Annotated in this window: 9 protein-coding genes and 3 pseudogenes; 6 read left to right on the top strand and 6 right to left on the bottom strand. The window is 60.9% G+C overall.

The window, feature by feature from the left end; all coding sequences use genetic code 11:
- Positions 1–53 precede the first annotated feature (53 nt).
- From ACF8RA_RS08740 to ACF8RA_RS08750, 3 genes are all read right to left on the bottom strand, one after another.
- Positions 54–1,409 carry a GntR family transcriptional regulator gene (locus tag ACF8RA_RS08740; RefSeq protein ID WP_176684023.1) on the bottom strand — a complete coding sequence of 452 codons (1,356 nt, stop codon included), beginning with the start codon at positions 1,407–1,409 and terminating at the stop codon, positions 54–56.
- Positions 1,409–2,794 carry a hypothetical protein gene (locus ACF8RA_RS08745; protein WP_392519060.1) on the bottom strand — a complete coding sequence of 462 codons (1,386 nt, stop codon included), beginning with the start codon at positions 2,792–2,794 and terminating at the stop codon, positions 1,409–1,411. Before ACF8RA_RS08745 ends, ACF8RA_RS08740 begins: the two co-directional genes overlap by 1 nt.
- A gap of 516 nt (positions 2,795–3,310) precedes the next feature.
- Entirely contained in the window at positions 3,311–4,333 is a 1,023-nt protein-coding gene (locus ACF8RA_RS08750; RefSeq protein WP_176684025.1) for a zinc-dependent alcohol dehydrogenase family protein, read from the bottom strand.
- A 206-nt stretch (positions 4,334–4,539) separates the two neighbouring features.
- On the opposite strand from ACF8RA_RS08750, the gene ACF8RA_RS08755 reads away from it, so the two are divergent.
- From ACF8RA_RS08755 to ACF8RA_RS08770, 4 genes and pseudogenes are all read left to right on the top strand, one after another.
- Positions 4,540–5,454, top strand: a complete 915-nt coding sequence (locus ACF8RA_RS08755) for a LysR family transcriptional regulator (RefSeq protein WP_003253946.1) — start codon at positions 4,540–4,542, stop codon at positions 5,452–5,454.
- Positions 5,455–5,615: 161 nt separating this feature from the next.
- Positions 5,616–5,914, top strand: a pseudogene (locus ACF8RA_RS08760) (type II toxin-antitoxin system PrlF family antitoxin).
- A gap of 282 nt (positions 5,915–6,196) precedes the next feature.
- Positions 6,197–6,775: an NAD(P)H-dependent oxidoreductase gene (locus ACF8RA_RS08765; RefSeq protein WP_392519062.1), complete on the top strand. Its 579-nt coding sequence runs from the start codon at positions 6,197–6,199 to the stop codon at positions 6,773–6,775.
- Between the two features lie 161 nt (positions 6,776–6,936).
- On the top strand, positions 6,937–7,320 hold the full coding sequence (locus ACF8RA_RS08770; protein WP_176684027.1) for a MerR family transcriptional regulator: 384 nt from the start codon (positions 6,937–6,939) through the stop codon (positions 7,318–7,320).
- Between the two features lie 69 nt (positions 7,321–7,389).
- Here the strand turns inward: ACF8RA_RS08770 and ACF8RA_RS08775 are convergent.
- The 3 genes and pseudogenes from ACF8RA_RS08775 to arfB all read right to left on the bottom strand — a co-directional run.
- A pseudogene (locus ACF8RA_RS08775) lies at positions 7,390–7,844 on the bottom strand (transporter); the annotation flags it as partial.
- Positions 7,840–8,280: pseudogene (locus ACF8RA_RS08780) on the bottom strand (outer membrane lipoprotein-sorting protein); the annotation flags it as partial. The pseudogenes ACF8RA_RS08780 and ACF8RA_RS08775, both read right to left, overlap by 5 nt.
- 242 nt (positions 8,281–8,522) lie before the next feature.
- Positions 8,523–8,936 (bottom strand): alternative ribosome rescue aminoacyl-tRNA hydrolase ArfB, encoded by a 414-nt coding sequence (arfB, locus tag ACF8RA_RS08785; protein ID WP_176684028.1) that lies wholly within the window; start codon positions 8,934–8,936, stop codon positions 8,523–8,525.
- A gap of 252 nt (positions 8,937–9,188) precedes the next feature.
- Between arfB and ACF8RA_RS08790 the strand changes: the two genes are divergently transcribed.
- Positions 9,189–11,021: an AAA family ATPase gene (locus ACF8RA_RS08790; RefSeq protein ID WP_176684029.1), complete on the top strand. Its 1,833-nt coding sequence runs from the start codon at positions 9,189–9,191 to the stop codon at positions 11,019–11,021.
- Positions 11,022–11,023: 2 nt separating this feature from the next.
- The gene (locus tag ACF8RA_RS08795; protein ID WP_176684157.1) at positions 11,024–11,659 is read left to right on the top strand and encodes a 4Fe-4S cluster-binding domain-containing protein; all 636 of its coding nucleotides are present in this window, start codon (positions 11,024–11,026) and stop codon (positions 11,657–11,659) included.
- Positions 11,660–11,669 lie beyond the last annotated feature (10 nt).

An 11,669-nucleotide genomic window follows, 5' to 3' on the forward strand; every position in this document is an offset into this window, starting at 1 on the left:
TTGACTTGTCGGCCCCTTCGCAGCACATGCCGGTGCCTGCAAGCGCCTTGATCTCAACTTGAGAAGCGGGTGCTTCGCCCGCAGCGCACCTCAAGCGCCTGCGCCAGTCGCCTTACCGCCAGTTGCAGCTCATCCGGGTCCCCCCGCAGCCAGATCAATGCGAGGTGTTGAGGGTAATGCCCCGGCAGACCGAACTGCTCGCCCGGTAGTGCATGCAATGCAGAACCTGCCAACGCTGCGACAATATCGTCCCACGCCAGCGGCTGGCGGAAGCTCACCCACAGCATTTGCCCACCTTGCGGCCTCTCGAAGACCACGCGCTGGCCGAATTGCGACTGCAGCACATGCGCCAGATATTGCGTACGCCTTTGCAAGTCTGTGCGCTGCTGTACCAGGTGCGTTTCGATTTCCCCCTTGCCGAGCATATGAGCAAGCGCCTGCAAGCGAAGCGGCGCAAGCCGAAACGCTCGCTCGGCGAATGCCTTGGCCAACACGGTGTCACGGCTCAGTAAATAGGCATACGGCGCCTCTGCCCCCACCGCGGCCTCGAACGTGCCCATCACCAACAGCCAGCGCGGGTCGATCCAGTCACGCAGGCGTGTGCTCGGCGGCCCGTCGTAACAGAGCTCGCTGTCCAGGTCGTTTTCCAGCAGCCATACCGGGTGTTGGCCGAGCAACAACCCAAGCTGCTGCTGATAATACGGTGAAACCAGCCGCCCTTGTGGCATGCCCAGGCAAGACGGCATGACCAACAGGCTTACCGGCTCGCTCCCAAGCAGTTGGGCCAAAGCGTGCAGTTCGGGGTTGCCACGGGCATCCCGTGGTACCTCCAGCACGCGCATGCCGACACGCGCCAAGGCGCGCAACACTTGCCAGCAACAGGGCGAATGCACCAACGCAGTACCACCTTGCATGGCCAGTGCCCTGAGCAGTGTCTCCAGTAACGCCAGCACATCGGGGGCCAACTGGACGTCATCGGCCTGCCAGTACTGGTTGGAGCAGCGGGTGTATCGCTCAGCGACAGCGCTACGCAAACGGGCGCTGCCAACCGCTTCCCACGAGGCGACGCTGCGATCACGCCGACGCGCCAAACGCCGTTCGTGACCAAGCAGAATGCGCTCCAACAGTGGCTGCGTCGGCAAGGGAGGCTGCCGCGCCACCTCTACAGCCTGATCTTTGCCAGCGTTTTGTACGTAATAGCCCGACCTCGGCAGGCAATGTACGCGGCCCTCCTCTTCCAGCAGGCTGTAGGCACTCTGCACCGTGGCCAACGACACCCGCAGCCGCCGGGACAGTTCACGCAATGACGGCAACCGGCATGTGTCAACGCCGGCAGCCTGGTCGATCAACGCTTCCAGGTAGCGATACACCTTGCGATACGCGAACTCGCCAGGGGCCGCTCGCCCCATCAAGGCAGCCCCGCAGCACCACGCCGCCGCCCCAACGCCTGTTTCGGCAGCAGCCTCAGGTGTACATCGCGGCGGGCCAGGTTGTTAAGCAGGCGCCATCCCGTCAGCGGTAACTGGCCATCATAAATCTGCCGCAGTTGCCCCAACGGCAGGCCACTGGTGTTCACCAGCCAGGCTTTGACTGCATCAGGGCAGGGTTTGCCTTGCAAGGCCCTGTGCAGGTACGGCAACGCCACTACCATGTCGGCATGCCGGCACTGCAAGAACCGCTCGAGGTTTTTCCCCTGCCTGGCAAACGGGCTGAACAGCAGGCACATCATTTGGGCCTGATTGATGCCGTAGGCTTTGCCAAATAGCAACGGGGTGGCGTCACGATGCTTGCTGCCACCCGCCTGCCCTGCCAGCTTCAGCGCTGGGCGACCGGCCTGCGGCTCCAGGCTGCGGGCACGCAGTTCATGCAACTGTGCCGTGGCTAGCGAGTCGACGAACTCAGACAGCGGCAAAGCATCCGCAGCAGCCTCGAAGTGACAACCCAGCATCGCGTCAAGCTGCTGCTCTTCAAGCAAGTGCGGTAGCAGGTCATCAATAGCAATCAGCCGCACCGTCGCACGCTCCGGTACGGCGCCCGGTATCAGCCCGTGCTGGCCACCCGGTGCGCCCCCAACAGCGCCGTGCAATCGGCTCAGACCTTGGGTCAGTGCCGCCAGGCACTGGTGCACTGCATGCGGGCCACGCTCGCCGGCCAGGCGCAGGCTACGCCGGGCCCACGCCAGGTATCGGCGCCGCTGGAACCCGGACACGGCAGTGACCAATGCATCGGGAGGCACCGCCGACTGCAGCGCATGATCCACAGCCCCCGCCAGCTCCAGGTGTAAGCGGCAACCCAGCAGGGCTTCAGGCCTGGCATCGATCATGTGGCCGAACATCAACAACGCATCCCTGGCAAGCAGCCAGCGCTCAGGCACTACCGAAAGCCGACAACTGAACGGCACCACTGCGCGCCCCTCGATCATCTGCAATTGCACCCGCGGGTCATCCTGCATGAACAGGGCGCTAAAACTGCGCTCGTGAGCTTCCAGCGTGGCGCTGTCGGCAACCGGCAGGCTGACCACCAATACCCGCAACTGGAAGGTTACCGGCGAACGCAGGGCAATACTCAGTTGCGCGGCACGCAACATGGCCAGCAGCCGGCTGCTATGGCGGTCGCTACCTTGCAATAGCTGCAAGCTGAAAGTACCGATGTACTCGGGCCCACCTGCAGCAACCAACAGGCGTTGTATCAACAACTGCAAGGAAGCGCGCTGCGCCTGAGACATGTGGTTCAACAAGCGCTCGAGTACTTGCTGGTAGATATAATGCATCGCCTGGTCGTGAATAGCAGTCACGCAATCACCTCATCAACTTCATGCAGCCAGCGCATGCCGTACCAACCATTTCAACTTGAACATGCGCCAAACTTACCCAGAAGAAATTTCCTACAACCAAATGAAAGTAATGACGGAACCCTTCACTGTCGCCAAGCCATCGAGAAAAAACCACCACTGCGATGCCCTGTCGCTGTCACATGCTGCTCTATACCAGGCATAGCCATGCTCATCCCACGTTCCTTGCACAAACTATCATTGGGCCATTATCGAGAGGGAGGCAGCGCGAATTGAAGACACAGTTCACGGTAAAAAAACCATTCAGCGACCGCGTCAGTTCACAGTGGCTCGCAAGGGAAAAGCGTTCAAGGCTGAATATTTGGCGGGATATTTCTGAAACCCCAAAGACCACTGACTTATATGTAGTCCGCGTCGCAACTTATTGTAGGAACAGTCCTACTTAAAAAGTTGGATCACTTTACCCCGCGCACAAAAAACCCGGGGCCTGCCCGGGTTTTCTGGTCATTTCAGTAACCGTCAGTGTTGCGCCATGTCCAGCACCACCCGCCCGCCGCACGGGCATTGGTCCATGTAACGATGCGCCTCGACCACCTGCTCGAACGGGTACACCTTGATGATCTGCGGCGTCAGCAGTTGGTCGGCGGTGAACTGGTTGATATCGCGCAAGGCACGCTGCAGTGCCACCTGGTCCTGGCTGATGCCAAGCTCTGGCTTGCCGGTGAAATTACCGATGCAGTGCACATAGAACTGAATGTTTTTCTGGAATGCCGCGCAGGCCGGGAACGGTGTCTGGTTGCCGCCTTGCAGGCCGTACAACACCAGGCTGCCACGCGGCGCCAACACATCGCCCAACAGCGACATCTGCGGGCCACCCATGCCATCGAGCACCATGTCCACGCCGCGGCCATCGGTGTACTTGCCAATCTGCAACAGCAGGTCTTGCTCTTCAGTGACAATCACTTTGTCTGCGCCCAGACCCAGCAGGTACTCTCGCTGCGCCGCATCCTTGGTGGCGGCGAACACTTTCAGCCCCAGGGCCCTGCCCAGCTGCACGAAGGCAGGCCCGGCGCAATGGCTGGCATCGGTGACCAATGCTGTCTGCCCGGCCTTGGCCCGTGCCAGGTCGACGTAGGCGAAATAGGCAATCAGCAGCGGGGTGTAGTGCACGCTGGCCTCGATCGGGGTGAGCACATTCGGGTAGCGAGTAATGGCCGTACGCGGCAATACGATGACATCGCCGTAAACCGGGTGGTCGTTGGCACTGGTGGCCGGGAAGCTGGCAACCCGGTCACCGACGGCAATGTCATCGACCCCTTCACCGACCGCCGTCACCACCCCGGCCATTTCATGACCGATCCCTGCTGGCAGACGTGCCTGGGACGGTGCCAGATTCTGGCGCCAAAGCACGTCATACCAGCTGACGCCAACCGCTTCGACACGGATCTGCACCTCGTCGGCAGCGGGTGACGGTTCGGCCTGGTCTTCGCAACGGAGCACATCAGCAGCGCCGAACTTGTGGAAACGGATCATGCGGGACATCGCATACCTCGCCTTTGTGAACCTCTAATTACCACTGACTCTATCCGGGCTTTGCCCGTTAGACCATCAGTGGCCATTAATAGTCGACATGCTTGTCATCGATTGGGCACCTGACTTTCCCTGCGATTGGTCCCCCTAAACCCGTGCAGGGTAACAGCCTTTGGCCTTAAGATTCACCTCTGCCCCACATTAGGCGAAGCGCACCGATGAATCGAAACGACCTGCGTCGTGTAGACCTCAACCTGCTGATTGTGTTCGAAACGCTGATGCACGAGCGCAGCGTGACCCGCGCCGCAGAAAAACTGTTTCTCGGCCAACCGGCCATCAGCGCGGCGCTGTCGCGCCTGCGCAACCTGTTCGATGACCCGCTGTTCGTGCGCACAGGGCGCAGCATGGAGCCGTCGGCACGAGCCCACGAGATCTTTGCCCTGCTGTCACCGGCGCTGGATTCGATCTCCACTGCAGTCAGCCGCGCTGCCGAATTCGACCCGGCCACCAGCAATGCGGTGTTCCGCATCGGCCTGTCGGACGACGCCGAGTTCGCCTTGCTGCCGCAACTGCTCAAGCGCATACGTGCCGAAGCGCCCGGTATCGTGCTGGTGGTGCGACGGGTCAACTACTTGCTGATGCCAACCCTGCTGGCCTCGGGCGAGATTTCGGTGGGTGTCAGCTACACCAGCGAACTGCCGGCCAACGCCAAGCGCAAGGTGCTGCGCCGCAGCATGCCGAAACTGCTGCGCGCCGACAGCGTACCCGGCAGCATCACCCTGGATGACTTCTGCGCCCGGCCCCATGCGTTGGTGTCGTTTGCCGGGGACTTGTCCGGTTTCATCGACGAAGCCCTCGAGGAAATCGGCCGCAAGCGCCACGTGGTGCTGGCGGTACCGCAGTTCAACGGGCTGGGGAGCTTGCTGGCAGGCACCGATATCGTGGCTACGGTACCGGACTACACGGCGGATGCACTGACAGCCGCCGGCGGCTTGCGGGCCGAGGATCTGCCGATACCCGTGCGCAGTTTCGAACTGCACATGGCCTGGCGCGGGGCACAGGACAATGACCCGGCGGAGCGGTGGTTGCGGTCGCGGATACAGATGTTCTTTGGGGACCCTGACAGTCTTTAGAGGATCGTGTCCCGAGAGGTGGTGTAACTCATCCTGCGGCGCTACTGAGCGTCCTCCCCGCCTTTGCTTGATCAGCAGAAAACCAAGATTGACCATGTAAGGGTTATTCCTTACCACTCAATCAATACGTCCGGGAGAACGCTCATGCCTGCCTCCACGAAATCGCCACGTTGACCTCGAAGGGGCAGGTCACAGTGCCCAAGTCCGTTCGCCAGCTTTTAGGCCTCGACACGGGTGGCAAGATCGCATTCGACGTACACGCCGGGGAAGTCGTGGTCAGCCGCGTAGAAGCCATCCATGAGGCCCCTGCCATCGGTGCGTTCCTGGGTTTGCTGGAGGCTGACATCCGAAGCGGGCGCAACCTCACCACCCTGCCGGAAAACCTGGCGCAAACCATGCTCGCCAATGCGGGCCACGCTGTAAATCGGACGAAGATATCGACGGTGAGGTCGCAATCTGATGCTGCGACATGGCTGGACACTGTTGTTCCATGAAGGTGTGACTTAACAGCGACTGGGTGACGGATTGCACGTTAGACACCGCCCCCCTCGGTGCTTCCACTGTAATCCACTCGTAGCTGCCGGAAAAACGCACATTGCGTTTCTGCGCCCCCTCATTCAACGGTTTGCCGGGCGACACCCGAGCGCTGCTGGACTGTTTGTCTCTACCGCTAACCGGCAAGGCTTGACTCTACCGTAAGGGGCAGACTTTACCCTTGGCACTTCATTACCTGGAGTTTGTCATGAAGCGCAAACGCATGCTCGTAATCCTCGGCCACCCTTCGAACAACAGCTTTTGCGGCGCTGTGTCCGAACGTTATGTCGAGGCCGCCACGCAAGCAGGCCATGAGGTGCGCCTGCTGCGCCTGGGCACCCTGGATTTCGATCCGGTCTTGCACGATGGCTATAACCAGATCCAGTTGCTTGAGCCCGATTTGATCGACGCACAGAACGACATTACCTGGGCCGAACACCTGACATTGGTGTACCCGATCTGGTGGGGCGGCATTCCGGCGTTGCTCAAGGGGTTCTTCGACCGCGTGTTTCTGCCCGGTTTTGCCTTCAAGTACCGCAAGGGCTCGCCCTTCCCGGATAAGCTGCTCAAGGGCCGCACGGCTCACCTTTTGGTGACCATGGACACGCCACCGTGGTACTACCGGTGGGTGTATCGCATGCCGGGCCTGCACCAAATGCGCAAGACCACCCTGGAGTTCTGCGGCATAAAAACCCTGAAAACCCTGACCTTCGGTCCGATATTGGGCTCCAAGCCGCAACAGCGCGAAGCCTGGCTCAAACAAGTCCAGGCAGTCGCCAGCCGCTGATCGGCCCCGGTCGGGCCGTGCCCCTGCGCTGCCCGGCCGAGCCTCCCTGCTGTGACACCTTGTCCAGGCTTCCCACACCCTGATGCTCGTGCAAAGATGTCGCGCGCCTGTACGAGCACGCGACATCTTTTCGCTTCTGATGCGTCAAAAAAGGGATTTTCATGTACATCGGCAAAGCGGCCCAGCTGTCGGGCACCACCGTCAAAAGCATTCGACATTACGAAGAAATCGGCCTGCTGCCCCCCCCGCAGCGCGAAGGCAAGTACCGCATCTACAGCCAGCAAAGCGTAGAACTGCTGACCTTCATCAAATGCGCTCAGCAACTCGGTTTCAAGCTAAAGGAAATGCAGGCCATTCTGCAGGATCATCGCGGCCAGGCGCTGCCCTGGGATCTGGCCATGCAGGCCATCGATAGCAAAAAGCAGGAATTGATGGGGCAGATCCAGACATTGCAGCAAGTGCATGACGGCTTGGTTGAGTTTGAGCTGAGCCTCAAAGATGCTCAGATGCGATGCCAGTTCGAACACCTGGAAAAAGCCCGCTGAATCCGCTCCGCTGCCCCTGAACGGCCATGGCGCACGGTGCCGTTTTCAGCACGCAGGCGCCCCGGCGATTTAGCCTGGCACAGCCCCACCCCCGGCTGCTCACCCTCTTGCACTGCTGGCTGCGGCACAATCGCGGCAAAGAACCACGGCGAAATCAGCGTGACCTGCAAAATGCTAATGAAGCCGCTGGATGACAGCGCCAGTATCACCAATACACCCAGGTCAATGACGGTTTTGTAGGCGCAGAACAGTAGCGCGACAAAGCCCATCGAGAAGATCACGACGTTGACCGCCGTCGAGCGCCCGACGCCCTGCATGGCCGCCAGGATAACCTCGTCGATCTCGATGCCCTTCTGCACCAGCATCCTGATCCGTGACAGCAGGTGAACGGCGTAATCCACGACGCCCACCACCAGGAACGTCACCAGTGTGGTACCGATGTTCAAATCGATATCCAACAGGTACATACTGCCGTACACCGTCATCGACGTGGTCAGCAACGTCAGCATGCCGAGGATGGGCAGACACGGCGTATTCCGGCAAGTCGCCGGCTATCAGCCCGCACTTGATCGCAGTCTGCGTGAACAGGCGGTCGTCCAGCGCGACGTTGTACTGCAACTGGTTGAAGCGCAGCCGAGAGCGAGTACCGGCGATGAAGTCCTCGGTTTCGCTGTGGGTAGTGCTGTCGATCTGGTCGAGGTCGCCATAGGAGTAGTCGCTACCCATGAACGCCCCGCGTTTGTCGGTGGTGGAAATCCTTCGGGTCTGTCGGCTGACCGGCAAATACATCCATTGGCTGTCTTCGAGGCCCAGGACCTCGCGCGGGTTTTCGATGTGAAAGGCGACGTCACGCACATCACTCGGCGCGGAGAAATACAGGGTGAATGTGTCGCTGTCCGGGTAATCCTTTTGCAGGTAGCTGAACTCGCGGATGCGGCTGTTTCCTTGGGATCCTGACAGTCTTTAGGCGTCGTCGGGCGGGCTGTTCATCTGACACTCTCTTTTAGCCAGCCGTACATGCGCTTGATGCAGCCGCACTGTAGAGCCCAGGCGCTGTACGAAAAGCCTTGATACTTGTTCATGCTGCGTTGAAAACAGCCTCGGAATGCTCATGTACTCCAGTACAGTCGGGCGCGACCCCGGCCGTTCCTCGGCTGTTTTCGCCTTGCCTGACCTGCGTCTCAAGACTTTTCGTACAGAGCCTAGAACTCCACCTTGCCCCGCCCCCTCTTGATAGTGCTGCGTCTGGCTTTTCCTTCGAGCCGGCGGGTCTTCGAGCCGAGGGTCGGCTTGGTGGGGCGGCGCTTCTTCTCGGTCTTGCCGGCAGCGATGATCAACTCGGCAAGACGCGTCAGTGCGTCAGCGCGGTTCTGCTCCTGGGTGCGGTACTGCTGGGCCTTGATGATCAACACGCCGTCACCGGTGATGCGACTGTCACGCAGCCCTAACAGCCGCTCCTTGTAAAACTCGGGCAGCGACGATGCCGGGATGTCGAAGCGCAGGTGCACCGCGCTGGACACCTTGTTGACATTCTGCCCACCCGCGCCTTGCGCGCGAATGTATGTCAGTTCGATGTCGGCATCCGGCAGATGCACGTTATTGGTGATGGTCAGCATGACATGGCCCGTGTAATTGCCCCCATTATTACAGCCTGCGCCGCTGTCCCATAGCACCACGCACAATTCCTTGAATCAGCGCCGAAATCTACCATTGCTGAACTCATGGACTTGTCTGGCTGCCATCCTTGGTACGTATCGAGGCATACTTGAAATGCTGCCCTCCAACGCGCTGAACTTTCAGACAGCAATACTGGAAAATGCGCGCAAGGACCAATACCCTGCCAAGGATACAACCTAGACGAGTTGAACATGTCAGGGACTACACCGTTTCAAACCCCGCGTTGGATGCGTGACCTCGTCCGCTTCCTGCCACTGAAAAGCCAATTCGTCCTGTCGGGCAACATCCGCGACCTCCAGGCTTGTGAGGTCGTTCCTGGCACGGTCACGGCCCAGAGCTTCAACCAGACCCTGTGCAATGCCCTGCTCGACACCGGCTATGGCCATGTGCTGGCTTGGGACCCGGTGGCTGGTTTTCGTGTGCTTGGCAAGCCCGGCAACGACCCGGCACCGGGCCAAGCCCTGCTCCAGGAACTCGGCCTGACCCCGGTGAACGGCGCCGCGCCTGCGGGTATCGACCTGCTGGCCGCCACCATGCAGCGGCTGCTGGCACGCACCGATACGCCTGTCGCCCTGATCATCGACTTCGCCTCGCGCCTGGCGGTACGTAGCGATTCCTTGAGCGCGGCCGAGCATCAGCTGTTCACTCAGGCCTTGGTGCATGCCCACCAGGCGCGCAGCCGGCCCCAGCCACAAACGCGCAAGCCTTTCTTCAATACGCTGCTGTGGCTGGTGGAGAAAGAAGGCGACCTGCCGGACTGGCTGCTGGTCGACAACCCCCGGATTCGCCACATTCCCGTTTCCAAACCTGACCAACTGGCCCGCCGCGCCCTGGCCCCGGCGCTGCTCAAGGGGCTCGCCGGTAGCCAAGAGGCGAGTCTGGAAGCGCTCGCCCAGGCCGCGGACGCCTTCGTGCAGAACACCGAAGGCCTGCTGCTGCTCGACCTCAGCGCCATCGCGCAACTCGCACGGGTCGAAGGTGTGGGCATGGTGCAGATCGCTGATGCCGTGCGCCGGTATAAAGTGGGTGTCACCGAAGACCCCTGGCTGCGCATCGATCGCCAGCGCATTCGCCAGGGCGAAGAACTGGTGCACCAACGGGTAAAAGGCCAGGACCACGCCGTGACCCACATGCTCGACATCGTCAAGCGGGCAATGACCGGCGTCGGCGCCAGCCGCAAGGGCAATCGCCCGCGTGGCGTAGCCTTCCTGGCTGGGCCGACCGGGGTGGGCAAGACCGAGCTGGCCAAAACCATGACCAGCCTGCTGTTCGGCGACGAAAGCGCGTATATCCGTTTCGACATGTCGGAATTCAGTGCAGAACATGCCGACCAGCGCCTGATCGGCGCACCACCCGGCTATGTCGGTTACGACGTCGGTGGCGAACTGACCAATGCGATTCGCGAGAAACCCTTCAGTGTGGTGCTGTTCGACGAGATCGAAAAAGCCCACCCGCGCATCCTCGACAAGTTCCTGCAAATTCTTGACGACGGCGTACTGACCTCCGGTCGCGGTGACCGGGTGTACTTTTCCGAGGCGCTGATCGTGTTCACCTCCAACCTGGGCATCTACCGCCTGGGCGAGAATGGCGAGCGCATTGCCAACGTGCTGCCGGGCGAGCCTTACGAGCAGGTTCGGGAGAAAGTCCACTGCGAGATCGACCGGCATTTCAAGCAGGTGCTCAATCGTCCGGAGATCCTCAACCGTATCGGCGAGAACGTCATCGTGTTCGACTTCATTCGTGAGGATGTCGGTCAGCAGATCTTCGAACAAATGGTCGATGGCACCTTCAAGGACCTGCAGCAGCAGAAACTGCACGTGGCCATCGCCCCTGAGGCGCGCCAGGCATTGCACGCTTTGTGTCTGCGCGACCTGTCCAACGGCGGCCGTGGCATCCGCAACCAGCTCGAGGCGCATCTGCTCAACCCGCTGGCGCGGGCCCTGTTCGACCAGGACGCTCAACCTGGCGAGCATTTCACCATCAGCCGTCTGGGTGTCGGCGAATTGACCCTGGAACGCCGTTGACCATGGAACTGAGCCTGTCCCGCGTGCACTTCCCGGTCACCACCCTCGGCCCTGGTCGTCGCCTGGGCATCTGGTTTCAGGGCTGCAGCATCCGCTGCGCAGGGTGTATTTCCGTCGACACCTGGGGGCCAGGCAAGCGCCGTGCGGGCATCGCACAGTTGCTGAAGCAACTGATGCCCTGGCTGGCCGAGGCTGAGGGCATCACCGTCTCCGGCGGCGAACCCTTCGACCAGTTCCCTGCCCTGCTCGCCATGCTCCAAGGTCTTCGCCAGTCGAGCCCACTGGACATTCTGGTGTACAGCGGCTACTCGCTGGAGCAACTGCAACCCCAACTGCAACAAGCCGAAGGCCTGATCGATGCGTTGATCAGCGACCCCTTCGACAAACGCAGCGAACAATCCCTGGCCTTGCGTGGCAGCGACAATCAGCGCCTGAACCTGCTGACCCCGCTCGGCCATGAACGCCTTGCCAGCTACCAGCGTCCCCTGCAACCCGCTGACCAGGCCCTTGACCTGATGTTCGACGAGAACGGTAGCGTGTGGATGGCAGGGATCCCTCGGCGTGATGACGTACTGCGTCTGCGCGACCTTTTGAACGCGCAAGGCCACCAGGTTAGCACCAGCGTGCACCGCCACTGACCGGAATTCG

The organism is Pseudomonas sp. FYR_5, from assembly GCF_043106315.1.
Lineage (GTDB): Bacteria > Pseudomonadota > Gammaproteobacteria > Pseudomonadales > Pseudomonadaceae > Aquipseudomonas > Aquipseudomonas putida_Y.

Excerpts from the sequence above, each read along its gene's own strand:
- ACF8RA_RS08755 (WP_003253946.1), top strand. The coding sequence starts at position 4,540 with ATGAATCGAAACGACCTGCGTCGTGTAGACCTCAACCTGCTGATTGTG.
- ACF8RA_RS08790 (WP_176684029.1), top strand. The coding sequence starts at position 9,189 with ATGTCAGGGACTACACCGTTTCAAACCCCGCGTTGGATGCGTGACCTC.
- ACF8RA_RS08740 (WP_176684023.1), bottom strand. The coding sequence starts at position 1,409 with ATGGGGCGAGCGGCCCCTGGCGAGTTCGCGTATCGCAAGGTGTATCGC.
- ACF8RA_RS08750 (WP_176684025.1), bottom strand. The coding sequence starts at position 4,333 with ATGTCCCGCATGATCCGTTTCCACAAGTTCGGCGCTGCTGATGTGCTC.
- arfB (WP_176684028.1), bottom strand. The coding sequence starts at position 8,936 with ATGCTGACCATCACCAATAACGTGCATCTGCCGGATGCCGACATCGAA.
- ACF8RA_RS08770 (WP_176684027.1), top strand. The coding sequence starts at position 6,937 with ATGTACATCGGCAAAGCGGCCCAGCTGTCGGGCACCACCGTCAAAAGC.
- ACF8RA_RS08765 (WP_392519062.1), top strand. The coding sequence starts at position 6,197 with ATGAAGCGCAAACGCATGCTCGTAATCCTCGGCCACCCTTCGAACAAC.
- ACF8RA_RS08795 (WP_176684157.1), top strand. The coding sequence starts at position 11,024 with ATGGAACTGAGCCTGTCCCGCGTGCACTTCCCGGTCACCACCCTCGGC.